The sequence below is a fragment of the Rhodospirillaceae bacterium genome, from assembly GCA_002746255.1.
Classification (GTDB): domain Bacteria; phylum Pseudomonadota; class Alphaproteobacteria.
Window position 1 is genome coordinate 162108 of the sequence record NVWO01000001.1, and the last position, 26082, is coordinate 188189.

23 protein-coding genes and 1 pseudogene are annotated in these 26082 nt (G+C 58.2%); 15 read left to right on the plus strand and 9 right to left on the minus strand.

Annotation, left to right across the window (positions count from 1 at the left end):
- Positions 1–15: 15 nt before the first annotated feature.
- On the plus strand, positions 16–894 hold the full coding sequence (locus tag COA65_00800) for an MBL fold metallo-hydrolase (GenBank protein PCJ61532.1): 879 nt from the start codon (positions 16–18) through the stop codon (positions 892–894).
- A gap of 12 nt (positions 895–906) precedes the next feature.
- On the opposite strand, the gene COA65_00805 is transcribed toward COA65_00800, so the two are convergent.
- Together COA65_00805 and COA65_00810 are read right to left on the minus strand one after the other, a co-directional pair.
- The gene (locus COA65_00805) at positions 907–2457 is read right to left on the minus strand and encodes an acyl-CoA synthase (protein ID PCJ61533.1); all 1551 of its coding nucleotides are present in this window, start codon (positions 2455–2457) and stop codon (positions 907–909) included.
- A 30-nt stretch (positions 2458–2487) separates the two neighbouring features.
- Entirely contained in the window at positions 2488–3783 is a 1296-nt protein-coding gene (locus COA65_00810) for a spore maturation protein (protein ID PCJ61752.1), read from the minus strand.
- Between the two features lie 226 nt (positions 3784–4009).
- Here COA65_00810 and COA65_00815 point away from each other — a divergent pair, with 226 nt between their 5' ends.
- Positions 4010–4681 (plus strand): nitrobenzoate reductase, encoded by a 672-nt coding sequence (locus COA65_00815; protein PCJ61534.1) that lies wholly within the window; start codon positions 4010–4012, stop codon positions 4679–4681.
- Positions 4682–4784: 103 nt separating this feature from the next.
- On the opposite strand, the gene COA65_00820 is transcribed toward COA65_00815, so the two are convergent.
- Positions 4785–5555, minus strand: coding sequence for a hypothetical protein (locus tag COA65_00820; GenBank protein PCJ61535.1), 771 nt, complete (start codon positions 5553–5555; stop codon positions 4785–4787).
- Positions 5556–5571: 16 nt separating this feature from the next.
- Here COA65_00820 and COA65_00825 point away from each other — a divergent pair, with 16 nt between their 5' ends.
- Positions 5572–5766 (plus strand): hypothetical protein, encoded by a 195-nt coding sequence (locus tag COA65_00825; protein PCJ61536.1) that lies wholly within the window; start codon positions 5572–5574, stop codon positions 5764–5766.
- A gap of 71 nt (positions 5767–5837) precedes the next feature.
- Here COA65_00825 and COA65_00830 read toward each other — a convergent pair whose 3' ends face one another.
- Positions 5838–9086: an acriflavin resistance protein gene (locus COA65_00830; protein ID PCJ61537.1), complete on the minus strand. Its 3249-nt coding sequence runs from the start codon at positions 9084–9086 to the stop codon at positions 5838–5840.
- Between the two features lie 2 nt (positions 9087–9088).
- Positions 9089–10246, minus strand: a pseudogene (locus COA65_00835) (efflux transporter periplasmic adaptor subunit).
- Between the two features lie 245 nt (positions 10247–10491).
- Between COA65_00835 and COA65_00840 the strand changes: the two are divergent.
- The 4 genes from COA65_00840 to COA65_00855 are packed head-to-tail and all read left to right on the plus strand — an operon-like array spanning position 10492 to position 14397.
- Positions 10492–10758 carry an exodeoxyribonuclease VII small subunit gene (locus COA65_00840; protein PCJ61753.1) on the plus strand — a complete coding sequence of 89 codons (267 nt, stop codon included), beginning with the start codon at positions 10492–10494 and terminating at the stop codon, positions 10756–10758.
- Positions 10759–10786: 28 nt separating this feature from the next.
- Positions 10787–11653 carry a farnesyl-diphosphate synthase gene (locus tag COA65_00845; GenBank protein PCJ61538.1) on the plus strand — a complete coding sequence of 289 codons (867 nt, stop codon included), beginning with the start codon at positions 10787–10789 and terminating at the stop codon, positions 11651–11653.
- A 34-nt stretch (positions 11654–11687) separates the two neighbouring features.
- Positions 11688–13640, plus strand: coding sequence for a 1-deoxy-D-xylulose-5-phosphate synthase (locus tag COA65_00850; protein PCJ61539.1), 1953 nt, complete (start codon positions 11688–11690; stop codon positions 13638–13640).
- A gap of 4 nt (positions 13641–13644) precedes the next feature.
- A complete protein-coding gene (locus COA65_00855; GenBank protein ID PCJ61540.1) occupies positions 13645–14397 on the plus strand; it encodes a TlyA family rRNA (cytidine-2'-O)-methyltransferase in 753 nt (250 codons plus the stop codon).
- 10 nt (positions 14398–14407) lie between these two features.
- Here the strand turns inward: COA65_00855 and COA65_00860 are convergent, their stop codons facing one another.
- Positions 14408–15478: a chorismate synthase gene (locus COA65_00860; GenBank protein PCJ61541.1), complete on the minus strand. Its 1071-nt coding sequence runs from the start codon at positions 15476–15478 to the stop codon at positions 14408–14410.
- A 9-nt stretch (positions 15479–15487) separates the two neighbouring features.
- On the minus strand, positions 15488–16300 hold the full coding sequence (locus COA65_00865) for an enoyl-[acyl-carrier-protein] reductase FabI (GenBank protein PCJ61542.1): 813 nt from the start codon (positions 16298–16300) through the stop codon (positions 15488–15490).
- 142 nt (positions 16301–16442) lie between these two features.
- Here COA65_00865 and COA65_00870 point away from each other — a divergent pair, with 142 nt between their 5' ends.
- The 4 genes from COA65_00870 to COA65_00885 all read left to right on the plus strand — a co-directional run bounded on the left by COA65_00870 (position 16443) and on the right by COA65_00885 (position 19615).
- The gene (locus COA65_00870) at positions 16443–17330 is read left to right on the plus strand and encodes a hypothetical protein (GenBank protein PCJ61543.1); all 888 of its coding nucleotides are present in this window, start codon (positions 16443–16445) and stop codon (positions 17328–17330) included.
- A 32-nt stretch (positions 17331–17362) separates the two neighbouring features.
- Positions 17363–17953 (plus strand): pyridoxamine 5'-phosphate oxidase, encoded by a 591-nt coding sequence (pdxH, locus tag COA65_00875; GenBank protein PCJ61544.1) that lies wholly within the window; start codon positions 17363–17365, stop codon positions 17951–17953.
- Between the two features lie 69 nt (positions 17954–18022).
- Positions 18023–18958, plus strand: coding sequence for a divalent metal cation transporter FieF (fieF, locus tag COA65_00880; GenBank protein PCJ61754.1), 936 nt, complete (start codon positions 18023–18025; stop codon positions 18956–18958).
- Positions 18959–19066: 108 nt separating this feature from the next.
- Positions 19067–19615, plus strand: a complete 549-nt coding sequence (locus COA65_00885) for a hypothetical protein (protein PCJ61545.1) — start codon at positions 19067–19069, stop codon at positions 19613–19615.
- Between the two features lie 46 nt (positions 19616–19661).
- On the opposite strand, the gene hemA is transcribed toward COA65_00885, so the two are convergent.
- The gene (gene hemA, locus COA65_00890; protein PCJ61546.1) at positions 19662–20876 is read right to left on the minus strand and encodes a 5-aminolevulinate synthase; all 1215 of its coding nucleotides are present in this window, start codon (positions 20874–20876) and stop codon (positions 19662–19664) included.
- 449 nt (positions 20877–21325) lie between these two features.
- On the opposite strand from hemA, the gene COA65_00895 reads away from it, so the two are divergent.
- The 4 genes from COA65_00895 to COA65_00910 all read left to right on the plus strand — a co-directional run bounded on the left by COA65_00895 (position 21326) and on the right by COA65_00910 (position 25351).
- The gene (locus tag COA65_00895; GenBank protein PCJ61755.1) at positions 21326–21889 is read left to right on the plus strand and encodes a thioredoxin family protein; all 564 of its coding nucleotides are present in this window, start codon (positions 21326–21328) and stop codon (positions 21887–21889) included.
- Positions 21890–21973: 84 nt separating this feature from the next.
- Positions 21974–22681 (plus strand): hypothetical protein, encoded by a 708-nt coding sequence (locus tag COA65_00900; protein ID PCJ61547.1) that lies wholly within the window; start codon positions 21974–21976, stop codon positions 22679–22681.
- Complete coding sequence (locus COA65_00905) at positions 22678–23994, plus strand: pyrrolo-quinoline quinone (GenBank protein PCJ61548.1); 1317 nt, start codon at positions 22678–22680, stop codon at positions 23992–23994. Before COA65_00900 ends, COA65_00905 begins: the two co-directional genes overlap by 4 nt.
- A 19-nt stretch (positions 23995–24013) precedes the next feature.
- Complete coding sequence (locus tag COA65_00910; GenBank protein PCJ61549.1) at positions 24014–25351, plus strand: ribosome biogenesis GTPase Der; 1338 nt, start codon at positions 24014–24016, stop codon at positions 25349–25351.
- Here COA65_00910 and COA65_00915 read toward each other — a convergent pair.
- A complete protein-coding gene (locus tag COA65_00915) occupies positions 25348–26079 on the minus strand; it encodes an oxidoreductase (protein PCJ61550.1) in 732 nt (243 codons plus the stop codon). The two genes, COA65_00910 and COA65_00915, sit on opposite strands and share 4 nt — an antisense overlap.
- Positions 26080–26082 lie beyond the last annotated feature (3 nt).

The window sequence follows — 26082 nt, forward strand, 5'->3', positions numbered from 1 at the left end:
GGAGAGGGGATCGCCATGAAAGCGGACATCAAGGGCTTCTTCGATGACGCGACCTATACGGTCTCTTACGTTATTTCGGACCCACAAACCGGCGGGGCCGCGATCCTCGATCCGGTTCTGGATTACGATCCGGATTTCGGGAAATATTCAACTCTTTCGGCTGACAAAATTCTTGCCTTTGTCCGCGAAAAGAACCTGAAGGTGGCGTGGATATTGGAGACGCATGTCCACGCCGATCACCTGACGGCCAGCGCCTATCTCCAAGAGCAGTTAAACGCCCCGATAGGCATCGGCGAAGGCACGGTGAAAGTGCAGGCTTTCTTYAAGGGYTTTTACAAYGCCGAGGCMGAATTCAAGRCGGACGGCTCGCAATTCGACCRYCTGTTCAAGGATGGCGAGRTTTTTCAGATTGGTGAAATGGAAGSCYGYRTCCTTGCCACGCCGGGCCATACGCTGGCCTGCATCACCTACGTCGTTGGCGATGCCGCGTTTGTTGGCGACACGCTGTTCATGACGGATTACGGAACTGCGCGAACGGATTTTCCAGGCGGGGACGCCGGCGCGCTTTACGATTCAATCCATCGTCTTTATACGGAGCTGCCGCCGGAGACGCGCCTGTTCCTGTGCCACGATTACGGTGCGCCCGGACGGAAGGATTTTGTCTGGGAGACGTCCCTGGCAGAGCAACGCAAGAAGAACATCCATATTCGCGAAGGCGTCTCGAAGGATGCTTTCGTGAAACTTCGGCAGACGCGCGACAAGACGCTGGCGGCACCAAGGCTGATGATTCCTGCAATTCAGATCAATATGCGCGCGGGCGACTTTCCGCCAAAGGAAGCGAACGGCGTTTCTTACTTGAAAATTCCGGTGGGTCCGGCGAATTCATCCCGTTAGCGGGTAGCCTCGCTAGCTGGTGCTTTCCCGTTCCTCGGGCGGGTCGAGGGTCTTTAGCTTGCGCCGCATGATCTTGCCGGTGCTTGTTTTTGGAAAATCATCGACGAATTGCACGCGTTTTGGCACCTTGTAGGCGGCCATGTGCTCGCGGCAATAGGCACGGATCGCGTCGGCATCGGCCTGCACGCCGTCACGCAGCACGATATAGGCCTTTGCGATTTCGCCTTTCGTCGCGTCCGGTTGGCCGCCGACGGCGACCATGGCGACGGCGGGGTGGGCGGCGATCACACGTTCGAGTTCGGCTGGGTAGATGTTAAACCCGCCCGTCAGGATCATATCCTTGCGGCGATCGACGATATAGAGATAGCCGCCTTCATCCATCTTGCCGACGTCGCCGGTGTGCATCCAACCGTCCGGTTCGATGGCGTCTTTCGTCGCTTGCGCATTCCCATAATAGCCCAGCATGACGAGCGGCCCCTTGACCATTAGTTCGCCTACCTCGCCCGGGCCAAGGCTTTTGGTGGCGTCTTCGACGTCGGCGATGCGGACTTGGGTGCCCGGCAGCGGCAGCCCGATCGAACCGTGGCGGTTTTCGCCATAGAAAGTATTTGTGGTGGCCGCCCCGGCAAGTTCGGTCATGCCCCAGAGTTCAAGCAGCGGACAGCCGAAGTGTTCCTCGACTTCTTCCATTTTTGCGACCGGCATCGTCTGGCCGCCGACCGTGCAGCGCGTGAGGGAAGAAACATCGTGCTTTGCCAGTTCGGGGCTGTTCAGCATGTACATGTACATCGTCGGCACGCCCTCAAACAGGGTGGCCTTGTGGGTCTGAATCGCATCGAGGGTTTCTTTTTCATCGAAGCGCGACAGCAGAACCACCGTCATGCCGGTAAAAAATGCGCCGTTGACAACGATGTTTCCGTAAACATGCGGGCAGGGAAGGGCCGTTACCACCGTATCGGCCGCCGTCTTGACGTGCATGTTTGCGGTCAGGGCCAAGTTCATCAGCACGGAACGGTGGCTTTGCATGGCACCCTTTGGATGGCCGGTGGTGCCAGACGTGTAGCCGATGGTTGAAAGTGCCTCCGGGGCGACGAGGACGGGCTCGAAATCCGGCTTGCCCTGGGCGATCATGTCCTCGAAACAAAGCGTGCCGGCGGGGGCCTTTCCCTTGCCGCCGAACAGGATGACATTGTCGAGGGGTGTCGCACCTTTTTTGTCTAGGACGGCTTCGCCCTTGTCGGCGGACGCGATCAACGCGCGTGCCTTGCAGTCATTGACGACAAAGACGACTTCTTCTGGAGTCAGCATGACGTTGATGGGGTTCAGCACGGCGCCGATCTTGGCGATGGCGTGGTAGGCGACCAGCCATTCCCAGCAATTCGGGCCATAGATCGAAACGCAGTCGCGCGCGCCGATGCCAAGGTCGCGCAAGCCGTTTGCAAGCCGGTTCGAGAGCTGTTCCAGTTCGTTGTAGCTGAACGATCGGCCCTCGAAGATCAGCGCCGTCTTGTCGCCGAAACGCGCAGCGCTTGTGGGTAGAATTTGCCCGATTGTCTGCAACATGATTTTTTCCTTTCTGTGTCGTTTGCTTGATTATCCGAAAAGTAGCAGGCAGATGGCAATGGCAGCGGCGATGCCGGCGATATCGGCTGTCAGCGCTGCCGCCAGGGCGTGGCGCACGCGGCGTATCTGGACGGCGCCGAAATAGACGGCCAGCACATAGAAGGTTGTTTCCGTCGAGCCCTGGAAGGTGCTGACCAGATAGCCTGTGTAGCTGTCCGGCCCGATGGCCGGGTCCTGAATGATCGCCGCTAGGATACCATAAGCACCGGATCCGGAAAGCGGGCGCAGCACTGCCATCGGCAGAGCCTCGGGGGGCAGGCCGAAGGCCGCAGTGATGGGGCCGGCGGCGTCGACCAGCAGCGCCATCGTGCCGCTGGCCTGCAACATGCCGACGGCGACCAGGATGGCGACGAGATAGGGGATGATGCGCACGGCGACCTTGAACCCATCCCGCGCGCCATCGACGAAGGCTTCGTAAATACGCACGCCGCGTAGGAAGCCAAAACCAAGCAGCAGCACCATCAGCCCCGGGATAATCCAGGGTGAGATCGCCTTGCCCCAGATAATGGTCAGGGGCACAAGTCCGGCGATGCCGACCAGCACAAGGGCAGAGACCCATCCGGGATAGGAGTCGTCCGCCATTTCCGGCAGTACTTCGGGCGTTGCCGCAGGCGTTGCCTCAGGTGCCGGGTCTTGCAGGGCCGTCGGTGCCGGGATTGCGGAAAAGCGCTGGTAGAGCTTTGCCGCCAGGATGGCAATTGTCGTCGAACAGATGGTCGCCACCAGGGTTGTCGGCAGGATACCGGCCGGGTCGGTCGAGCCTGCGGCGGCGCGAAGCGCAATCACGCCGGTTGGCAGAAGCGTCACGCTGGACGTGTTGATGGCAAGAAAAAGTGCCATGGCGTTTGTCGCCGTGCCCTTGTGGGGGTTGAGCTTGTCCAGTTCCTGCATGGCGCGAATGCCAAAGGGGGTGGCGGCATTGCCAAGGCCCAGCGCGTTCGCCGACATGTTCAGGATCATCGCCCCCATTGCCGGGTGGTTGGCGGGCACATCGGGAAAAAGATGCACCATCAGGGGCCGCACCGTGCGCGCGATGATGGCCAGCAAGCCGCCTTCCTCGGCGACTTTCATCAGCCCAAGGAAAAGCGCCATGACGCCGACGAGGCCGATTGAGAGGGTGACCGCGTCCGCCGCTTTTTCGATCATGCCGGCGGCCAGGGTGGCCATTGGGGAAAGGGCATCCGGCACAGCGGACGTCCAGCCCACTTCCCGCCAGGCGGCGACCAGAAAAGAGATGAGGACGACGACGAAGAAAAAAACGTTCATGGCGCCTCGCTGCCACGGAGCCTTGCTGCCATGGCGCATCGGTTGCGTTTGTCCGGCTACTTTAAGGGAATGAAGGCAAACGGGCCATCACCCTTGCGTCCTTTTCCTGCACGCTCCATAAACGCAAAATTCGCTAGTCCTGGAAGCCAGAACCGATGGGGCGGTTGGCCCCCGGCTTTTGGCGGGTACGGTTTAGGTGGCCTGAATAAGACGGGGAATTTTGAAGATGGATGTGATTGAAGCAATTTTGACCAGGCGGTCGGTGCGCGCGTTTCTTCCAACGCCGATTGCAAAAGAAACAATCGCCGAGATTCTGGACCTTTCGGCACGGGCACCAAGCGGGACGAATATGCAGCCCTGGAAAGTCTATGTGGTCAGCGGCGAAAAGAAAGAGGCGCTGACCCGGGAAACCCTCCATTGCCGCGATACGGAAAATGAACGGCATGTGCCGGAACATAAATATTATCCGGACGACTGGCCGGAACCCTATCTGTCGCGGCGCAAAAAGATCGGAATCGACCTATATGGCATTCTGGGGCTGGAGAAAGAAAACAAAACGGGTATGCGGGCGCAGCAGGGACGCAATTATGAATTTTTTGGAGCGCCCGTCGGCCTGTTCTTTACGATCGACAAGCGCCTCGAAATCGGCAGCTGGCTTGATTACGGCATGTTTATCGAGAACATCATGCTGATGGCGCTGGTAAAAGGCATTCAGAGCTGTCCGCAGGCGGCATGGGCCTCCTATCACAACATCCTTCGCAAGCATTTGAACATTCCCGAGGACGAGGCCGTCATTTGCGGGATGTCCCTTGGCTACATCGATGAAACGGCACCTGAAAACCAGTTGCAGACGGAACGTGCTCCGGTTCCCGAGTTTACGAAGTTTGTCGGTTTTTAAAGGCTGAAACAGGCGCGCAAAAAACCCCGCCACCGGATTGGGTGACGGGGTTTTGCTATTTACGGCCCACAGCCTGGGGGGGTGCCCCCCTGGTCTTTGGGACTTAGAAGGATTTGGAGATCGTTCCGACGACCTTCGTGTCGCAGACGTCACCACAGGCGCCTTCGGAAATGTCTGTGTCGATGTAGGCAAGGCTGAAGTCCAGGCCCTCAAATTCCTTCGAGACCGTCACGCTCCAGTCCAGATAATCTGGCTGACCGAAATTGGCATTTTTGTCGATGCTCTGATAGCCGACGTGGACACCAAGGCCAAAACCTTCCGGCAGGGGCACATCAACGCCACCGGCCCAGTAAAAGGCATCGCCGCTGTCACCGAAATATTCCGGCGAATAGTTGAGGCCTGCGGAAACCGCGTAGGGCCCAAAGTCGTAGCCAAGGCTGAAGGCGGCTTCCACGAAGTCATAGTTGAGGGCGCTGTCGGCACCGGGATAGAGGTACCAGATGAAACCCGCATCCCAGGAGATGCCTTCGATCTCGCCGGTCAGGCCGCCATAAATGTCGAATTCTTCTGTCGCGTCCGTGAAGTCCACGCCGGAACCCCAGATGCCGAGGTAAATATCGGCCGGGCCGTCCAGGTCATAGCCAAAGTCGATGCCGCCTTGAACGGTCGGCTCGCCATCCACTTGGGACAGGCCGCGGAACATGTAATCCGAGGTCAGGGCAACGTTGGCGGACAGGCTGTATGCCTTCGTTTCTTCGGCCATTGCCGCGTCTTCCTGTGCGATGGCGGCACCCGAGGTGGCTGCCATGCAGAAGGCGGTGAGTGCGATTAGGTGTTTTCTATACATATTTTTTCCTTCCAGACGGTATGGCATAGCGCGACCGGCGCGTTTGCATTTGCTTTATCTTTGTCGCAAGAGTTGTGCCATCCAGCCCAAATCATCTATTTTCAAAAAAATCAATAAAATTAAGGTGTTAGCCTTTTTCTTGAAAAGCATCCAATGGATGCTGCTTCTTATCCTTCCTCGGGGTATGCCTAAATTTTATGCACAATGGTGCATTCGTTTATTTGTTAAGCAGATTTGATGCGCTTTCTAAGGGAAAAATTCGCGCATGCCAAGTCTTTTCAAGGGCAAAGGCCTTGAAAAGCAAGCCGGTCAGGCTGAGGCGGTCGGCTTTTCGTCCCGCGCGGCAAGGGCCAGCAATGGCGGAATAATCGCCAGAGTCAGCACGGCTGAAAGTGCCAGGCCACCGACGACGACCGAGCCAAGCCCACGGTAAAGCTCGGAGCCGGCGCCAGGAAAGAGCACCAGCGGCAGCATTCCGAAAACCGATGTCAGCGTTGACATGAAGATGGGGCGAATGCGGTTCTGGGTGGCGCGCAGGATGGCGTGGCGGGCGCGCATGCCGTCCTGGCGCTGATGATGCAGCGTTTGGTGCACAAGGAGGATCGCATTGTTGACGACAATCCCGATCAGAATGACGAAGCCAAGCAGCGTCAGCATGTCGAGGGCCTGATAGGTAAAAAGATTGAGAAAGGCGAGCCCAAGCACACCGCCCGCCGTTGCCAGCGGGACCGAAAAGATAATCAACAGCGGGTAGATGAAACTTTCGAAAAGGACGGCCATCACCAGATAGACAATGGCCACCGCAAGCAGGAGATTCCAGGACATCGCCTTCCAGGTCTGCGTCAATTTGTCGGCCGTGCCGGAAAGGCCAAGCTTGATGCCTTTTGGAATGCCCTGGGCCTGCAAGGTATCGATGACGTCTTTTTGCAGAACATCCAGCGCGGCTTCGAGGGGCAGGTGGGGCGTTGGACGTATTTCCAGGGTCACCGTGCGATTGCGTTCAAGGTGACGAATTTCCGTCGGACCGGTCGTGATTTCGATATTGGCCAGCGAGCTTGCCGGCAGGATCATGCCGGACGCGGTGACGACCGGCAGATTGCGAATGCCCTGGGTTTGCGAAACAATGTTTTCCGGTCCCTTCAGCATGAGATCGACGCGGCGGCCTTCGATGGTGACCTCGGCAACGCGCAGGCCATCGTTGAAGGCATCGATTGTCATGCCCAGATCGCGCGTCGTCAGGCCGCTATCGGCCAGGCGCACCGGGTCTGGATAGAGCCGCACTTCCGGCGCGCCCTGTTCCAGGCCGGGGATGGGGCGGAACTGGTTCCCTTCGCTTATCGGCAGGGCCTGCATGATGAGGCCGGTCGCCTGGTTGGCAACGGCGAGAATCTGGTCGAGGTCTGGTCCGGAAATGTCGAGATTAATCGATCGCCCGCCGCTGATGCCGCGCCCGAAAAGCGAAGGCTGTGTCACCAGCCCAAAGGTTCCCGGTTCCTGAAGCATTGGGCGTTGCAGCACGGGCATCAATTCACGCACGCGGCTTGGTTCATCGCTGATGGCGGCCAGGAAAGTCTGCGATGGCATGGCGACGAAAAAGAAATCGCGGATTTTTGGAACGTCGCCGAATGCTTCGGGCATCGCAGTCGTCGTCGGCGCGTTCTCACCTGCCGCAGGCGCGTTCTCACCTGCCGCAGGCGCGTTCTCACCTGCCGCAGGCGCTTTTTCGGAGGCCGTGTCCTCCCATAGGGAATGGCTCCAAAGGGGTTTCATCTGTTCTTCAATGCGCGCGGCGATTTTTATCATCGTGTCGAGATTGTAGCCGGGCGGTGGCAGCATAATGCCGAAGATAAGATTGCGGTTGCCCTCCGGTAGATATTCAAGCTTTGGCAGCAGCAGGAAAGTGGTGGTCAACGCAATGCCGCAAATTCCACTGATGACAGCCAGGGCGCGGCCTTTTCGGTCCAGGACGCGCCGGGCGGCCTTGACGAAGATGGTGACGAAGCGTCGTGCGAAGCGGTCCAGGGGCGGGATGCGCCGGCTTTTGACGTCCGGAATTTCCTTTAGCAGCCAGTTTGCGAGGGCTGGAATGAGGGTGATGGCGACCAGCAGCGAAAGCAGGACGGCAACGGAAATGGCGACGGCGATATCGCGGAAAAGCTGCCCGATCTCAAGGTCCATGATGAGAATGGGCATGAAGACAAGAACGGTGGTCAGTGCGGAAACAAAAATGGCACCCCACACCTGTTTTGCGCCACGATAGGCGGCATCTCGCGCGTTCATGCCGCTTTGCCGGAGTCGAAAAATATTTTCCAGCACGACAATCGCCGCGTCGACAACCATGCCGATGGCAAAGGCGATCCCGGCCAGGGAGACGACGTTGATCGTTCGCCCCATTGCCGCCATGGCGACAAAGGCGCCAATGACAGAAACCGGAATGGCCAGTGCGATAATCAGCGTCGCCATGGCGGAACGCAGGAACAGCATCAGGATGATGATGGCAAAGACGCCGCCGATATAAATATTCTGGGTGACAAGATTGATGGCCGAATTGATATAGACGGTTTCGTCATAGACCTGGGTCAGGGAAAGCCGCTGCGTTGGTAGCACGTCCTGCTTCAGTTCGGTGACAACTGCGCGGATTTGTTCCATCGTTTCAATAACATTGGCGCCCTTCTCGCGAATGGCGTTGATTGCGATGGCTGGTTTTCCCATGTGGCGGATATAGGCGACGGGTTTGCGATGCGAGAAGGTTACGTCACCAATGTCGCCAATCGTCACTCGGCCCAGTCTTTGTGAGATCAGGTCGGTTTGCGTGCGCAGAACGATCGACCGGATGCGCGGGATCGTGACGAGTTCGCCTTCCGTGCGAACGACGTAACGTCGTTTGCCTTCATCGATATCCCCGGCCGAAATCGAGGCGTTCTCGCGGCGAAGCCTGTCGGTAATTTCCGGTACCGTTAACCCGTAGCGGGCCATTTTTTCCGGATCGACGATAATCTGAAGTTCCCGTTCGCTGCCGCCAAAGACATTGCTGCGGGAGACGCCGGGTACGCGTTCCAGCCGGTCCTGGATAAAGTCCTCGACGAAGTTGCCATAGCTTGCGATTGGCGTTGTGTTGCCGGGAAGGTGGCTGAGAATGAACCAGGCAATCGGGCTGTCTTCGGCCGAGGAGGTTTTCAGACTGGGTTTGTCCACTTCTTCCGGATAGGATTCGATCCGGTCCAGCCGGTTCGCAACCAGAAGGAGGGCCTGGTCCATGTTGCGGTTGACGTGAAATTCCAAGGTGATTTCACCGATGCCATCCTTGGACTTGCTGACCATTTCCTCGAGTCCTTCGAGGCCCTTCAGTTTTTCTTCCTGCTGAATGATGATTTCACGTTCAACTTCGGCGGGGGCGGCGCCCGGCCATTGCGTGGTGATGGTGATGATCGGCTTGCGAAGGTCTGGAATCAGTTGAATGGGAATAAGCTGCAAGGCGACAAAGCCGAACAGCAGAATCATCAACACCGCCGCGATAACAGCGGTCGGGCGGTCCAGGGAAAGACGGATCAGATCCATCTTCAAGGCGTCTCTTGGTAGCGGACTTTCTGACCCGGGAAGAGCCGCTCATTGCCGCGCGTTACGACAAGCTCGCCGGGTTTTAGTCCGCTTAAGACCTGAAAGCGTGTGCCGATGGCCTCTCCAAGGGCAACGGGACGGATTTGGACCGCGCCATCGGCGGCCACGAAGACAAGGGACGCGCCGCCGCGTTTGATGACGGCGTCCTTGTGAACGGTAACCACCTGGCGCGCGGCGCCAATGGGAATCTGGATGGTGACGCTCTGGTTAGCGGCCAGRTYCCCCGCTTTSGCATCGAATGTTGGAACGAAGCGGACACGGCGCGTGCGCGTCAGTGGATTTTCTTCCGGCACGATGGCGCGGACGACTGCAAARTAACTTTTTTGTTTATCGAGTTCGATTTTCACGACGATGCCCGRTTTGATGCCGGACAGGCGTTGGGCCGGGACGTCCGCTTCGATCTCCAGRTTTTTATCGTTCACCATTGCGACGACGGCATCGCCCTTCTTTACATAGGCGCCGACTTCCGTATGGCGAGTGGTGACGACCCCGTCATAGGGGGCAAGAATTTTTGCGTCGGCAAGGTCAAGTTCGGCAAGCTGGAACAGGGCGGTCGTGTTTTCCAAAATCGCCTCGGCCCGGCTTACCCGGGTGTGTGCGCGCAGCACTTCTTTTTGTTTGTCCTCGTAACGCGCTTTCGGAAAAATGGCCGATTGGCGCAAGGATTCAAGCCGGCGCAGTTCTTGTTTGTCGATGGCAAGGGAGGCCTTCTCGCTTTCCATCGAGGCCCGGCTTTCGGCTATGGACGCCACGCGGCGCGCATGTTCACGCTGCAACCGGTCGCTATCGAGGTGGGCCAGCACGTCGCCCTTTTTGACGCGATCACCGACCTCGACGCGAAAGCGGTCGACGCGACCGTCGATCCGGGTTGCGACGTCGCCGGCGCGCAGCGCAACGAGGCGGCCAATGACCGGCATGGTCTGCGCCATTTKTTCGGTGCGCACCTYGTCGACGRCGACGGGGGCGGGGGGKCKTTCCTGSGCCGAGRCGSCGGYRYTTSCCAAKCCAAGRAAAAGAAGGAGRCCWSCCCMTYGCAGYGCGGMCAGRMMGYTYGTYTTGSTTTTGTCCMATTGGTTTCGGTTCGTGCGCGACGCCCGCAACGGGGCCGTGCCGATGGGTAGGGAAAAAAAGAAAGCCACAGACACGTCCGATTTCCTGACTCTAGAGGTGGTGAGTTTTGGCCTTGGCGGGGGGCACCGATAAGGCCCGAAGATTAACCGGTTTCTGTGCAGTTTTAAATGCTTTTTTGCAATTAAATTGGTTCTGGCGGCCTCTCTTGCCTTTGGGGAACCGCCTGGACTACCTTGAAATTTCCTTTAAACGGATGGATCTCACGGCAAAGCAGATGGCAAAGCAGGCGACGATAAAACAGGAAATTTCCACGGACATCCCAGCGATGAGCTTCGAGCAGGCGTTGGCGGCCCTTGAGGAAATTGTCGAAAGGCTTGAATCCGGCAAAGGGAAGCTGGATGAAGCGATTGGCTCTTACGAGCGTGGCGCGGCGCTGAAGCGGCATTGCGAAGCCAAGCTTCGGGAAGCCCAGGCGAAGGTGAGCCAAATACAGCTTGGGCCCGATGGTCCCACAGGTCTGAAAGACGCGGACGTTGACTGATCCGGACACGCGTTCCCTGGAAGCGGTTATGGCGGAAATGGCCGCTTCGGTGGTGGTGTTGCTTGAGCGCCTGCTTCCGACCAGCAGCGGGCCGGAAAGGCGCGTTTACGAGGCGATGCGCTATGCCGTGCTAAATGGCGGCAAACGCTTTCGTCCTTTTCTGGCGGTCACCAGCGCCGAACTTTTTGACGTGCCACGGTCGTGCGCGCTTCGTGTGGCGGCGGCGGTCGAACTCGTCCACTGCTATTCGCTTGTTCACGATGATCTCCCGGCGATGGACGATGACGCGCTTCGCCGTGGGAAACCGACAGTCCACGTCCACTATGACGAAGCGACGGCGATCCTGGCCGGAGACGCCTTGCAAACCCTGGCCTTCGAGGTTCTTGCCGAGTTGGAGACGCATCCAAGGGCGCGTGTGCGTTGCGATCTTATCCATTTGCTGGCGATTGCCGCCGGTGCGCCCGGCATGGTTGGCGGTCAGATGATGGATCTGCAAGCCGAGAACATGGCGATGGACATCGGCACCATCACCCGGTTGCAACAGATGAAGACGGGGGCCTTAATCGCCTTTTCCTGCGAGTCGGGAGCGGTTTTGGGCGAAGCACGCGACGTTGAGCGGCACGCCCTGCACGCCTATGCCCACGATCTTGGGCTTGCTTTTCAAATTCAGGACGATCTTTTGGACATTGAGGGCGATGTGGCAAGGACAGGAAAGGCCGTTCAGAAGGACCAGGACGCTGGAAAAGCAACCTTTGTTTCCATTCTCGGGGTCGAGCGCGCTCGCGAGCAGGCAAAGATTTTAGCCGATCAAGCCATTGCACACCTTGATCTTTTCGGTGAAAAAGCGGAACTATTGGCACGGGCTGCCCATTTTGTCGTCATGCGACAGCATTGATTGCGGCCCCCTGAGACAAGACATCGGAAAATTGATGGAGAAAGTAGAAACATTGTCGGAGAAAACTGAATCGAATCCGGGTAGCCGGACACCACTTCTCGACACCATTCTTTACCCGGCGGATGTTCGCAAGCTGCAGGAAAAACAGCTTCGTCAATTGGCGGACGAATTGCGTCTTGAAACGATTGACGCGGTTTCCACCACCGGTGGCCATTTGGGGGCGGGGCTTGGCGTGGTTGAGCTGACCGTGGCCATCCACCATGTCTTCAACACGCCGGACGACCGGTTGGTGTGGGACGTTGGCCATCAATGCTATCCCCACAAAATTCTCACCGGTCGGCGCGATCGGATTCGCACCCTGCGTCAGGGCGGTGGTCTTTCCGGATTTACGAAACGTTCCGAAAGCGAGTACGACCCCTTCGGCGCCGCCCACAGTTCAACATCCATTTCATCCGCGCTCGGCATGGCGGTTGCCCGCGATCTTGATGGGCGCAAGGGCCATGCGATTGCTGTCATCGGCGATGGCGCCATGAGTGCCGGCATGGCCTATGAGGCGATGAACAACGCCGGTTCGATGGACGCGCGCCTGATCGTCATCCTGAACGACAACGACATGTCGATTGCGCCACCGGTCGGCGCGATGAGTGCCTATCTTTCGAAGCTGATTTCTTCGAAGCCCTATCGTTCCATCCGTCACCTGGTCGGCATGGTGGCCAAGAAATTCCCCCGCCCGATCGAGGTTACGGCGCGGCGCGCCGAAGAATTCGCGCGCGGCCTTGTCACCGGCGGCACCCTCTTTGAAGAGCTTGGTTTCTATTACGTTGGGCCAATTGACGGGCACAATCTTGACCATCTTCTGCCGGTTCTTAAAAATGTCCGCGACGATGCCGAGCCAGGCCCGGTGCTTATTCACGTTGTGACCAAGAAGGGGCACGGCTACGCGCCGGCAGAAGCCTCGGCCGATAAATATCATGGGGTAAGCAAATTCGACGTTGTGACCGGCACCCAGAAGAAATCCAAACCCAAGGCACCGAACTATACGAAAACCTTTGCCAAGGCCCTGGTAAGCGAGGCGGAGAAGGACAGCAAGATCGTCGCCGTTACCGGTGCCATGCCGTCCGGGACCGGGCTTGACCTTTTTGAAAAACATTTCCCGGATCGCTTTTTTGATGTCGGCATTGCGGAACAGCATGCGGTGACGTTTTGCGCCGGCATGGCGACGGAAGGCTACAAACCTTTTGCCGCGATCTACTCCACGTTTCTTCAGCGTGCGTATGACCAGGTGGTGCACGATGTGGCGATCCAGAAACTTCCGGTTCGTTTCGCCATTGATCGCGCCGGCCTTGTCGGTGCCGATGGCGCCACCCATGCCGGGTCCTTCGACATTGCCTATTTAAGCTGTCTGCCAAATTTCATCGTGATGGCGGCAGGGGACGAGGCGGAACTGGTCCATATGGTGGCAACGGCGGCGGCCATCGACGACGGGCCTTCTGCCTTCCGCTTTCCGCGCGGCGAGGGGGCAGGCGTTCCCATGCCGGTCTGCGGCGTGCCGCTTGAAATTGGCCGGGGGCGTGTGCTTCGAGAGGGAACGAAGGTGGCGATACTTTCCTTTGGCGGACGCCTGCAGGAAGCGCTGCTGGCTGCTGACGAGTTGACCGCGAAGGGCCTGTCCACGACGGTGGCGGATGCCCGCTTTGCAAAACCTCTTGACGAGGACCTTGTGCGCCGGTTGGCGTTGGAACACGAGGTTCTGATTACGATCGAGGAAGGATCAATTGGTGGTTTCAGCACCCAGGTTCTCCATTCGCTTGCGCGCGCGGGTCTGTTGGACGCGGGCCTGAAGATACGTCCGATGGTATTGCCCGATGTCTTCCTTGATCACGAAGCGCCGGTCAAACAATATGAGCTTGCCGGTCTTGATGCCCGACATATTGTGGACACCGCGCTTGCTGCCCTTGGCCATAACTCCGTTTCCGCCCGCGCCTGATCCCATGACGAAGAAGGCGGCGAAGCTTCGCCTCGACCAATTGCTGGTTGCTTCCGGGCTTGCTGAAAATCGCAGCCGCGCGCAGGCGTTTGTCCTCGCCGGGCGTGTCTACAGTGGCGAACGTCGCCTCGACAAGCCGGGCATGCCGCTGGCCCCAGCAACGCCCATCGAAGTCCGTGGCCCCGATCATCCATGGGTTTCCCGTGGTGGCGTGAAATTGGCGGCGGCGCTGGCGCAGTTTAAAATTGATCCGGCGGGGAAGACGGCGCTTGATATTGGCGCGTCCCATGGCGGCTTTACGGACGTGCTGCGCCATGGCGGCGCATGTCGGATTTATGCGGTAGACGTTGGCCACGGCCAGCTTGACTGGGGCTTACGAAACGACCCCAGGGTCGTCGTTCTAGAACGGATCAACGCGCGCTTTCTGAGCAAGGAAGACATTGCCGAGGCGGTCGATCTGATTGTTTGCGATGCCAGTTTTATCGGCCTTGAAACGCTCCTTCCCCAGCCTCTGCAACTGGCGGCACCCGGCGCGGTGCTGGTCGCCCTTATCAAGCCGCAATTCGAGGTTGGCAAGGGGAAGGTCGGCAAGAAAGGGGTCGTGCGCGATCCGGCCTTGCATGACGAGGTTTGCGAGCGGATTTCGTCATGGCTTGGGGCGCTACCCGGATGGACGGTGACCGGCTTGATGGAAAGCCCGCTTCTTGGCCCGGAAGGCAACAAGGAATTTTTGATTGCCGCGCGCTTCGCCGTTTAAGCGAAAAAGCTTATCCGCATTGCGCCTTGTGACGGAGCAAGTGGTCGGCCAGCACATTGGCCATCATCGCTTCGCCGATGGGCACGGCGCGAATGCCGACGCAGGGATCGTGCCGGCCCTTCGTCATCACATCGATGTCCTTGCCAAAACGGTCCACGGATTTTCTGGAGATGGCGATGGAGCTTGTCGGTTTGACGGCAAAGCGCGCAACGATCGGCTGTCCCGTCGAGATGCCGCCCAAAATGCCGCCGGCCTGGTTTGACAGGAAGGTGACTTCGCCCTTTTCCATGCGCATTTCGTCGGCGTTTTCATCGCCCAAAAGCGTTGCCGCGTTGAATCCGGCGCCGATTTCCACGCCCTTGGCGGCGTTGATGCTCATCAGCGCCTTGGCCAGGTCTGCGTCCAGCTTGTCGTAAGCCGGTTCCCCAAGCCCGGCCGGGACGCCCAGCGCTTCGACATGGACCACGGCGCCGACGGAATTGCCGGATTTGCGGATGGTGTCGAGATAGTTTTCCCATTCTTTTGCCATGACCGGATCGGGGCAGAAGAAGGGATTGTCCGCGACGGCGTCCCAGTCCCAACGCGCCGGGTCCACCTTGTGGGGACCGATCTGCACGAGGGCACCACGGATTAAAACTGAAGCCCCCAGGATCTTGCGGGCGATGGCACCGGCGGCGACCCGGACCGCCGTTTCCCGCGCCGAGGCGCGTCCGCCGCCCCGGTGATCGCGGAGGCCGTATTTTTTGAAATAGGTGTAGTCGGCATGTCCCGGACGAAAAACGTCCTTGATCGCGCTGTAATCTTTTGAGCGGGTGTCGGTGTTCTCGATCACAAGGCTGATCGGCGTGCCGGTCGTCTTTCCCTCGAAGGTTCCCGAAAGAATCTTCACCAGATCCGCTTCGCGGCGCTGGGTTGTGAAGCGGGAGCTTCCCGGCCGGCGCTGGTCAAGCCAGACCTGAATGTCGGCTTCGTTTAAAGCAAGGCCGGGGGGCACGCCATCGACGACGCCGCCAATGGCCGGCCCATGGCTTTCGCCCCAGGTTGTGAAGCGAAACAGGGTTCCAAAGCTGTTTCCGGCCATTGGTCTGTCCTAGACGGTCGCGATGTCCGGCGCGTCTTCCGCCTTCATCCCAACGATGTTGTAGCCGCCATCCACGTGATGCACTTCGCCGGTGACGCCGGAGGAAAGGTCGCTCAGAAGGTAGAGGGCGGCCCCGCCGACATCCTCAATCGTGACGTTGCGGCGAAGCGGCGAATTGTATTGGTTCCACTTTAAAATGTAGCGGAAATCGCCGATGCCGGACGCGGCCAGGGTTTTGATGGGGCCTGCGGAAATGGCATTGACGCGGATGTTCTGCGGGCCAAGATCGACGGCGAGGTAGCGCGTGCTTGCCTCAAGTGCCGCCTTGGCAACACCCATCACGTTGTAATGAGGGATGACGCGCTGGGCACCGGTGTAGGTCAGGGTCAACAGGCTGCCGCCGTCGGACATCAGCGGGACGGCGCGCTGGCAAAGGGCCGTGAACGAGTAACAGGAAATCGCCATGGTCATGGCAAAATTGTCCTGGGTCGTATCGATGTAACGCCCTTTTAGCTGTTCCTTGTCCGAATAGGCGATCCCATGGACGAGAAAGTCCAGCTTTCCCCAGCGTTCCTTGATGGTTTTGAAGACGGCATCGATGCTTGCATCGTCCGTCACATTGCAGGGCATCACAAGATCAGAGCCAATGGATTTTGCAAGCGGCATGACGCGGCGCGCCAACGCGTCACCCTGATAGGTAAAGGCCAGTTCTGCGCCAGCGTCGGCAGCGGCTTTGGCGATGCCCCAGGCGAGGGAGCGGTCGTTCGCGACGCCGAGGACAATCCCTTTTTTTCCAGCCATCACCTGCATATTGTTGCTCATTCCGCTTCTCTTCCCTTTTTCCTGGTTCTTCGTGCCGGCTTGGAGAAGCCTTTGGGATGGTTGGTCCGTTAGGGGGGCATCTTACACGAAAGTCCCGAGGGCTCCAAGCGGGGCCGAGGGCGCGCGATGGCTTTCCTGACCGTTGGAAGCGGCCTATGTTGAGGGGATGGGATATTTCACCAGGGTGATAAAGAAGGTCCGGCCCTTTGTTGCGTTTCTGACCCACCGGTTTTCAGAATATCGCTGCGGGCAGGCCGCCGCCGCGCTCAGCTATACATCGCTTCTTGCCATGGTGCCGATGCTGGCGATCGGGGTTTCGGCCTTTGCCATTGTGCCGGGCCTAGATGCCGTCCGGGAGGAAGCGGGTGCCATGCTGTTTCAAAATTTTGCGCCGCATATGGAAGATTCCATCCGGGATCAATTGTCGGTTTTTGCCGAAAATGCACGTGAATTAACGATGGTAGGGTTTCTGGCTCTTTTTGCCACGGGCATCCTGCTGCTCTCGACCATCGAGAAGACGTTCAACCAGATCTGGCGTGTGACGCGACCGAGAAAACGGGTGCCGCGCCTGCTTGCCTATTGGGCTGTGATGACGCTGGGTCCGGTTCTCGTCGGTGCGGGGCTTTCCGTTTCCGGCTATCTTTTTGCGGCGACGGAATGGTTTGGCAGTGCGCGCGCGGAAGAAATTCGTACTTTTCTGCGATTTCTGCCATTTCTTTTTGAAACGGCGGCCATCGCCCTTCTCTACATGGTTATTCCAAATCGTGAGGTGCATTGGCGGGACGCCTTGATCGGTGGCGCCGTCGCAGCCTTTCTGTTCGAGGTCGGAAAAAGGGCGTTTGGCCTCTATCTGACGGCTTTCCCGACCTATGAGGCGATTTATGGTGCCCTTGCCGCGATCCCGATCTTTCTCGTCTGGATGTACGGGTCGTGGCTTGCCGTGCTGGTGGGCGGGCTGGTTGCCGCCACCATCGGGGACTGGCGAGAGGACCCAAGGGCTCTTGACGGCAGGGGGCCAATGGCCCTTTAACCTGCGCGACGCGTGCATCATGAAGGCTGTTCATGTTTGAAACCCCCGAAAAAAATCCGATCGTGCTTTTTGAGCGTTGGTTTGCCAAGGCGTGCGAGGCGGAGGCGAAGAATCCGGATGCCATGGCACTGGCCACGGTCGGTGCCGACGGCACACCGTCGAGCCGGATGGTGCTGTTGAAGGCCGTGGACGCGAGAGGGTTCGTTTTTTATACGAATCTGGAAAGCGCGAAGGCCAAAGATTTGCAGCAAAATCCGAATGTCGCCCTTTGCTTTTACTGGAAGTCTCTTGACCGTCAGGTGCGCGTCACCGGTGCCGTTCAGCCCGTGGCTGCGTCCGAGGCGGATGCCTATTTTGCGTCGCGTGACCGTGTGAGCCAAATCGGTGCGTGGGCATCGCAGCAATCGCGGCCCCTGGAAGGCCGTTTTGCGCTTGAGAAGCGCGTTGCCGAGTTTACGGCGAAGTTCGCAATAGGCGCGGTGCCCCGTCCGGCGTTCTGGTCAGGGTATCGTGTCGTTCCCAGAAAAATCGAGTTTTGGAGCCAGTCCGCGTTCCGCCTGCACGATCGGTTGGTGTATTGTCGGGACGGGGACAGATGGCAGACAGAACGGCTTTTTCCCTGATCCATAGGAAAAACATTGGCCGAGATTTTAGAGAAATCCGCGACGATCTTTGAAGAAAACGCGCGCCTCATGCGCCGCGCGACAGTTGCGGCCGTTGCGGTCGCGGTGCTTCTTGTCTTTGTCAAGATGGTCGCCTGGTGGCTGACGGATTCGGTCAGTCTGCTTTCTTCCCTTGTCGATTCCATGCTCGATGTCGGGGCTTCTCTCGTGAACCTGCTTGCCGTAAGGCATGCCTTGCAGCCCGCCGATTACGAACATCGTTTTGGCCATGGCAAGGCCGAACATTTGGCGGGCCTTGGCCAGGCCGCCTTCGTGGTCGGTGCGGCGGTGTTCCTGTTGATCGAGGCTTCCCATCGGCTGGTGCATCCGCGTGCGGTTGAACATGGCGAAATTGGCATTGCTGTTATGCTGTTTGCCATTGTTGTCACGTTCGCCCTGGTGCATTTTCAGCGCCGTGTCGTGCGGAAGACAGGAAGCGTTGCTATCGACGCCGATTCCCTTCACTACACCGGCGATGTCCTGATTAACGCCAGCGTGATTCTGTCGCTGGTCCTGGGATCGTATTTTGGCTGGGGCATTCTGGACCCTCTGTTTGGTGGGTTGATTGCCCTTTACCTCTTGCGAACCGCCGGCAAGATTGCTGTTCTTTCGCTTGATCCGTTGATGGATCACGAGCTTCCGGAGGAAGATCGTGAGCGCATTCGTAAGATCGTGCGTACCCATTTGGAGGTAAAAAATCTTCACGACCTGCGGACGCGAAAATCCGGGATTACCACCTTCATCCAGCTTCATCTCGAACTGGATGGCAAGATGACCCTGCGGCATGCCCATGACGTTGCCGACGAGGTGGAAAAGAATCTGGCCGAGGCCTTTCCAGAGGCCGAAATTATTATTCACGAAGATCCCGACGGAGTGGATGAATCCCGGTCTTCCTATCCGTCTCGCCGCCGGGCGCCGGGAAGATTTTTACAGATTTTGTTAGGGTTGCCGAAAGGGCGAGGTTGAGAGCCGCCTTCGTGGCCACGCGGCCCGAAAGGCTTTACTTCCGGCAGACGTTTTGCCAAAATCGAAGGTGTAGATATCCGCCATACGCAAATGCTCTGAGGATAAAAGATGATCAAACGCCGTGTTCTAAGTCTTGTGGGGCCAAGCCTTTTTCGGCCTATTCTCGCTGTTTTCTTTGCCGCCTTGCTTCTCAGCACCGTTGGTGCAAACGGCTCGGCATTGGCCGCCGGTGCGCCAACGTCCGGCGGTCCGGCAAAAGCCGCGAAAACGGCCATGGAAAGCTGGTCCATCGGCTGGAACACCGGCAATCTGGATTTGATTGTCGAAGCCGTGGGCAAAGGCTTTTACTGGGACGCGTCCCTGCCGCCGGAAGGGATCAAGGGCAAGGAACTTCGTGAATATGCGGCCCTTCTGTTCAAGGCCTTTCCGGATACCAAATTTTCTTACAACCATGTGAAGTACACGAAAAAGGCCGTCTATTGGGAATGGACGTGGAAGGCCACCCATACCGGTGCGTTTGCCGGCAAGGCCCCGACGAACAAAGCCATCGTACTAAGCGGCATTGACGTGATTCGCGCCCGCAAGGACGGGACCGTTAGCATTAAAAGCTATTGGAATGAATTGGCGTTGTTAAAGGCCATTGGCGCGGCGGAATAGCGGCGCGGCGGAATAGCGGGACTGAGGATTGCGTCTGCTTGCGCGTTTAAGCGGCGCGACGCAGTTCCAGCCGGCTCCAGACATCCAGCAGGGCTTCAACCAAATGGGCCATCATCGCGTCTGTGTGCAGCGGCGATGGTGTAATGCGGAGTCGTTCCGTACCCCTTGGCACGGTGGGGTAATTGATGGGCTGGATATAAATGTCGTGATGTTCCAGCAGCAGGTCACTTGCCTGTTTGCAAAGCCGTGCATTGCCGACGATCAGTGGCACGATATGGCTTTCCGATGGCAGGATGGGCAGCCCTGATTTCAGCAGCAGGCGTTTGCAGGTTGCGGCGCGTTCCTGGTGCTGTTCGCGTTCCAGATTGCTGGCTTTCAGGTGGCGCACGCTTGCGAGCGCGCCAGCCGTAATCACCGGGGGCAGCGCTGTTGTAAAGATGAAGCCGGGCGCGAAGCTGCGGACGGCATCGACAAGCGGTGTCGAAGCCGCAATGTAGCCACCCATGACGCCATACGCCTTCGCCAGGGTTCCTTCGAGGATCGTGATCCGGTCCATGATGCCTTCGCGTTCGGCAATACCCCCACCGCGCGGTCCGTACATGCCAACGGCATGGACCTCATCCAGATAGGTCATGGCACCATATTTTTCGGCAAGGTCGCAGATGTCGCGGATGGGGGCAATGTCGGCGTCCATGGAATAAACGGATTCAAAGGCAATCAGTTTTGGCCGTGACGGAGCCGTTTCGCGAAGCAGCGTTTCAAGATGCGCTACGTCGTTGTGGCGAAATATTTTCCTAGGGGCGCCACTGCTGCGAATGCCTTGAATCATTGATGCATGGTTGAGGGCGTCGGAAAAGATGACGCAATCGGGAAGCAGCCGGGCAATCGTGCTCAGCGCGGCCTCGTTCGAGATGTAGCCGGAGGTAAATAGAAGGGCGGCTTCCTTTCCATGAAGGTCCGCAAGTTCCTGCTCAAGCAACACATGGTAGTGGTTTGTGCCGGAGATATTCCGCGTGCCGCCGGCGCCGGCGCCGTGTGTTTTCAGGGCGCCATGCATGGCCTCGCGCACTTTGGTGTTCTGACCCATGCCAAGGTAGTCGTTGCTGCACCAAACGGTGACTTCTTTCGCTTCGCCATTTTCCAGACGTTTGAAGGCGCGCGGGAAGGAACCCGGATGGCGCTCAAGGTCGGCAAAAACCCGATAACGCCCTTCCGTCTTCAGGCCGGCGATGGCTTCCTTAAAGTAGCGATTGTAGTCCATCCAACGCTTCTCCCGTATTCCGGCGCTCTTACGGCACCCTAGCTTAACCATTCTAGCACGTAGGCACCGTTTTTAGCACGAAGGCGTTATGTCCTTGAAAACGATTCTTACGGTCGTCCATGTTTTCAGATCGCTCTTAATAAAACATTGACCGCCATTAATAAAACGCGGAACAGCCGGGATGGCAGGCTATCCCGGGGTATGGGTAGAAATAGGCGACACATAGGCCGGGCAGGCCGGGGCCGCTATGGGGCCTGCTGTTCCCTTGGAAGCCGTGCCCCGGCAGAGGGCATCGGTCCTTGGAAAAGAAGGGGATGCCCACAGCGTTCTCCCCAGGAAATTGCGACTCGCTCGCAAGGCCTTCCCTGCTCGCAAAGGGCAAGATGGGATCGACCGCTGTCTTTTTGATATGTTCAGACTAGTGGGGTGGATTGCTTTGGGAGGTTTTTATGGCGCTTATGCAAACGCCAATTTGTGAATTTGGCACGAAAGCGGTCGATTTCCATCTCCCCGGCATCGATGGCAAGGTCACCCGTCTTTCGGATATCGCCGGCGCGAAGGCGACTATCGTCATGTTTATCTGCAACCATTGTCCCTACGTAAAAGCGGTCATCTCGCGGGTTGTGCGCGATGTGGGCGCGTTGAAAAGTCACGGTGTCGGTGCGGTCGCCATCATGCCCAACGACTGGGTTGCCTATCCGGAGGACTCGTTGGAGAACATGGCACGCTTTGCCGAGGCGCATGCCTTTCCCTTTCCCTATCTGATCGATGAAACCCAGGCCACGGCCCGGGCCTATGGGGCCATTTGCACACCGGATTTTTTTGGGTTCAACCAGGCGCTTGAACTCCAATACCGGGGACGTCTTGACGCGGGACGTCTTGACGCAGAAGCCCATGTGGGCCAAAGGCGGGAGCTTTTCGAGGCAATGGCGGCCATTGCCCGGACCGGAAAGGGGCCTTCCGAGCAGGTGGCAAGCCTGGGCTGTTCCATCAAATGGCGGGAAAATGGCTAGGCCGCGACGTCGCGTTTATCCCAAAGCAGGTCGACCGGGATTGCCGTGCTTTTCGTGGGTTTGCCTTCGTTCCCGCCGGGGTTTATGTTACGCGACCGATCGACTGACCGGCCAGCCATGGGGCCCAGGGGAGCATTCGTGACCGACAATCTTTTCCGTGAAATCAATGAGGAAATGCGACGGGATCGCTTCCTCGCTCTGTGGCAGAAATATGGGCGGTTTTTGGTCGGTGGCGTGATTGCTCTGGTGGTCGGCGTGGCGGGAAATGTGGGCTGGGCTGAATACAGCCGACAGCAGGCCCTGGAGGCCGGTGCGCGGTACCATGCGGCGGCGAACCTGCTGCAGCATGGAAATGAGGGTATTGCGCGGGCGGCGTTCGCCACCCTTGGCCAGGAGAGCAACGGAGGCTATGCCATTCTGGCCCGCTTGCATGAGGCGGCGCTTGTTTCCGCGAAAAGGGATACCGAAGGCGCCATTCTTCTCTACCGCGAGATTGCCGAGGACGCCGATGTGCCGGTGGCGTTCCGCGACCTGGCACATATTATGGGTGCGCTGCGCCGGATTGATCGGGCGGATCCCGAAAAACTTGTCGCGGAGCTTGCGCCATTAAGGGCAATGGATAGCCCCTGGCGGCATTCCGCTCTTGAGATTACAGCGCTTGTCGCCATTCGCACGGGGGAACGCACCAAGGCACGTGAGATTTATGCAAGCCTTGCAGAGGATGTCACGGCGCCGAAAAGTCTGCGCCAGCGGGCCGGGGAAATGGTGACAGCGCTTGGGGAAAACCTGTGAGGTCTGTTGCGGCTCTTACGTTTCTTTTCCTTGGAACGGTCGCCTTGGCGGGGTGCTCAAAGTCCTTCTTTGAGCCGGAGGAACAGAGAATTCCCGGCGAGCGAATTCCTATTCTTCTTCTGGAACAGAAATTGAAGCCGAATGTTGAAGCGGTCACCATTCGCTTGCCGCGCCCGCAGGTGAACGCGGCCTGGCCCCAGGCGGGGGGATATCCCAATCACGCCATGCACCATCTGGCGATCGGCGATGCGCCGAAAGAAGTCTGGTCCTCAAGCATTGGCAGTGGTGCGGATTCAGAAAGCCGGCTGGTTTCTCAACCCGTTGTTTCCGGAAAACATATTTATGCCGTGGACGTGGAGGGACGGGTTTCCGCATTCGAGGTTGAAACCGGCGACCGCGTGTGGCGTACGAACATAACGCCGGAAGACGAAGACGGTGCCGTCTTTAGCGGTGGCATTGCCTATGCGTATGGACATCTTTTTGTTAGCACGGGCTTTCTGGATATGATCGCGTTGAACGCGGTCACGGGAGAAGTCGTCTGGCGGCGTACGATGCCGTCGCCGATGCGTGCGGCACCTACCATTAGCGACGGTCGCATTTTCGTCACGACCTTTAACAACCAGCTCTTTGTCCTCGACGTTCGAAACGGCGAGCTTTTGTGGAAGCATAAAGGGTTTGAAGAATCGGCCGGCATTCTTGGCGGCGCCAGCCCCGCTATTTCGGGCAGCATGGTTGTCGTGCCCTACACGTCAGGCGAGATTTTTGGAATTTTGGCCAACAATGGAAGAATTGTGTGGTCCTACGCGCTCGCTTCTTCGCGGCGAAGCGACGTGATTTCTTCGCTTGCTGATATTCGCGGCAATCCGGTCATCGATCGCGACTGGGTTTTTGCGGTGAGTCATAGCGGTCGGATCGTGGCGCTGGACATGAAGTCGGGGGCAAAGATCTGGGAGAAGGAAATCGGCGGCATTCAGACGCCATGGGTGGCGGGGGCATACATCTATCTGTTGACGACAAACAACGAATTGCTCTGCCTCTCTCGTGAAAAAGGCGACATTGTCTGGGTTCTTCAGCTTCCAAGTTACCTCGACCCGGTCGAGAAAGAAGACCCGGTCGTGTGGAGTGGGCCGGTGTTGGCCGGGGATCGTCTTCTTGTTGCCGGTTCCCACGGCACGGTGTTGACCGTTTCTCCCTATCAGGGAAAGGTCACCGGAAAAATCACGCTCGACGATGGCGTAACGATTTCGCCGGTTGTGGCGCAGGGTTCAATCTATTTTCTAACCGACGACGCTGATCTCGTCGCGTTCCGATAAATCCGATGAAGGAAAGCCTGTGAAGACGGTCGCTATTGTTGGCCGGCCAAATGTCGGTAAATCAACGTTGTTCAATCGGCTGGTGCGCTCGCATTTGGCGCTGACCCATGACACGCCCGGGGTCACGCGCGACTGGCATGAGGGCAGCGCGGAGCTTGGCACGCTGCGTTACCGCGTCATCGATACCGCCGGCTTCGATGAGGGAACCCGAAAAGAACTGGAAATGAAGATGCGCGCCCAGACAGAGGGTGTGCTCGATCATGTGGACGTTGCACTTTTTTTGATCGATGCGCGTGAAGGCCTGACGCCGATCGATGAACATTTTGCCAAGTGGCTACGAAAACGCAGCACGCCGGTTCTTTTGGTTGCAAACAAATGCGAGGGAAAAGCGGGCGATATTGGCTATTACGGTGCCTTTCAGCTCGGCTTTGGGGAGCCGATCGCAATTTCTGCCGAACACAATGTGGGTATGGCGGATCTTTACGAGGCGATGCTTCCCTTTATCGAGCCGGACAAGGACGACCTTGCGGGACAGGAATTGGAAAAGACGGACGTCCTTTCGGTTGCGATCGTGGGACGGCCGAATGTCGGTAAATCGACGCTGGCCAATCGTCTGATTGGTGAGGAGCGCCTGCTGACCGGACCCGAAGCGGGTGTCACGCGTGATGCCATCCCGGTCACCTGGGAGCATGATGGCCGGACTTTCTCTCTTGTGGATACGGCGGGCTTTCGCCGCCAGGCGCGGGTTGAGGAAAAGCTTGAGCAGCTTTCCGTCGGATCGACAAAAAAGGCGATTTATCGCGCTCACGTTGCCATGCTTGTGCTGGACGCGGAAAACATGATGGAAAAACAGGATCTTACGATTGCAGATCTGGTGATTGAGGAGGGCCGCGCGCTGGTCATCGTCGTCAACAAATGGGACCGTGTGCGCAACCCAAAGGCCGCAAAGACAAGGCTTCTGGAGCGGATGGAGCGTTCGCTTCCACAGGTTCGAGGCCTTCCCACTGTCATGCTTTCCGCAAAGACCGGCGAAAATCTGGATAAATTAATGCCGACGATACTCAAGGCCTATGAAATCTGGAACCGGCGGGTGTCGACGGCAAAACTTAACCAGTGGCTTGAGCAGGTGGTTGAACGACATTCGCCGCCCGCTGTAAGGGGAAGGCCGCTGCGGCTGCGTTATCTCACCCAGATCAAATCACGGCCGCCGACCTTTGCGTTGTTTGTCTCTCGCCCGGAAAAATTACCGGAGTCGTATATCCGCTATCTTGTGAACGATCTTCGCGAAACCTTTGGTTTCGGGGGAACGCCGGTGCGCTTTCGCCTGCGCAAGGGAAAAAACCCGTACGATTCTTAAATATGAAGAGTCTCGCCATGGCTGCGTGACGATTTTTGCGCCAGGGTGACAAAGGTTTCCGTCACCGCATCCGGCGCGGCAAGCGTGGCTGGGTCTTCGCCGGGAAAGGCCTTGGCGCGCATGTCGGTGCGGACAATGCCGGGGTCGACAAGATTAACCGTAAGCTTTGTTTTGCGCACTTCAGCCGCGTAAGTCTGAACCATCATGTTAAGGGCAGCTTTGCTTGCCGCATAGGCGCCGTAATAGGAGATGGCGTTGCTGCCGACGCCGGAGGTCACAAAGATGGCACGGCCTGCGTCGGAGGCCCGAAGCAGCGGGTCGAAGGCGCGGATCAGACGCCAATTGGCGGTGACGTTCAGAGCGAAGGTTTCCTCCCACACCGCTGGGTCGATATGCGCCATTGGTGACAGAACGCCGAGGGTGGCGGCATTGCCGATTAAAACGTCAAGGTGGCCAAACCGTTTAGCCAGCGCCCCTGCCATCTGGTCAATTGCGGCAAATTCCGTCAGGTCAAGGGGCACCAGGGTTGCCGTGCCACCATTTTTCTGGATTGTGTCGTCAACTTTTTCGAGGTCGACCGTATTGCGTGCGACCAGGATGACGTGGGCGCCTTCGCGTGCAAAAGCGACGGCGATGGCCGCCCCAATGCCGCGCGACGCGCCAGTGATCAGCGCAATGCGGCCTTCAAGACGTGGTAAGGCCGATGCTGTCGATGATGCCGGTGTCATGGG

What these genes read in the sequence shown, in the direction of transcription:
- COA65_00900 (PCJ61547.1), top strand. Translation starts at nt 21,974, where the DNA reads ATGTTACGCGACCGATCGACTGACCGGCCAGCCATGGGGCCCAGGGGA.
- COA65_00805 (PCJ61533.1), bottom strand. Translation starts at nt 2,457, where the DNA reads ATGTTGCAGACAATCGGGCAAATTCTACCCACAAGCGCTGCGCGTTTC.
- COA65_00895 (PCJ61755.1), top strand. Translation starts at nt 21,326, where the DNA reads ATGGCGCTTATGCAAACGCCAATTTGTGAATTTGGCACGAAAGCGGTC.
- COA65_00820 (PCJ61535.1), bottom strand. Translation starts at nt 5,555, where the DNA reads ATGCCATACCGTCTGGAAGGAAAAAATATGTATAGAAAACACCTAATC.
- COA65_00885 (PCJ61545.1), top strand. Translation starts at nt 19,067, where the DNA reads ATGATCAAACGCCGTGTTCTAAGTCTTGTGGGGCCAAGCCTTTTTCGG.
- COA65_00830 (PCJ61537.1), bottom strand. Translation starts at nt 9,086, where the DNA reads ATGGATCTGATCCGTCTTTCCCTGGACCGCCCGACCGCTGTTATCGCG.
- COA65_00810 (PCJ61752.1), bottom strand. Translation starts at nt 3,783, where the DNA reads ATGAACGTTTTTTTCTTCGTCGTCGTCCTCATCTCTTTTCTGGTCGCC.
- COA65_00840 (PCJ61753.1), top strand. Translation starts at nt 10,492, where the DNA reads ATGGCAAAGCAGGCGACGATAAAACAGGAAATTTCCACGGACATCCCA.
- COA65_00815 (PCJ61534.1), top strand. Translation starts at nt 4,010, where the DNA reads ATGGATGTGATTGAAGCAATTTTGACCAGGCGGTCGGTGCGCGCGTTT.
- COA65_00850 (PCJ61539.1), top strand. Translation starts at nt 11,688, where the DNA reads ATGGAGAAAGTAGAAACATTGTCGGAGAAAACTGAATCGAATCCGGGT.
- COA65_00865 (PCJ61542.1), bottom strand. Translation starts at nt 16,300, where the DNA reads ATGAGCAACAATATGCAGGTGATGGCTGGAAAAAAAGGGATTGTCCTC.
- COA65_00845 (PCJ61538.1), top strand. Translation starts at nt 10,787, where the DNA reads ATGGCGGAAATGGCCGCTTCGGTGGTGGTGTTGCTTGAGCGCCTGCTT.
- COA65_00915 (PCJ61550.1), bottom strand. Translation starts at nt 26,079, where the DNA reads ATGACACCGGCATCATCGACAGCATCGGCCTTACCACGTCTTGAAGGC.
- COA65_00860 (PCJ61541.1), bottom strand. Translation starts at nt 15,478, where the DNA reads ATGGCCGGAAACAGCTTTGGAACCCTGTTTCGCTTCACAACCTGGGGC.
- COA65_00855 (PCJ61540.1), top strand. Translation starts at nt 13,645, where the DNA reads ATGACGAAGAAGGCGGCGAAGCTTCGCCTCGACCAATTGCTGGTTGCT.
- fieF (PCJ61754.1), top strand. Translation starts at nt 18,023, where the DNA reads ATGCGCCGCGCGACAGTTGCGGCCGTTGCGGTCGCGGTGCTTCTTGTC.
- pdxH (PCJ61544.1), top strand. Translation starts at nt 17,363, where the DNA reads ATGTTTGAAACCCCCGAAAAAAATCCGATCGTGCTTTTTGAGCGTTGG.
- hemA (PCJ61546.1), bottom strand. Translation starts at nt 20,876, where the DNA reads ATGGACTACAATCGCTACTTTAAGGAAGCCATCGCCGGCCTGAAGACG.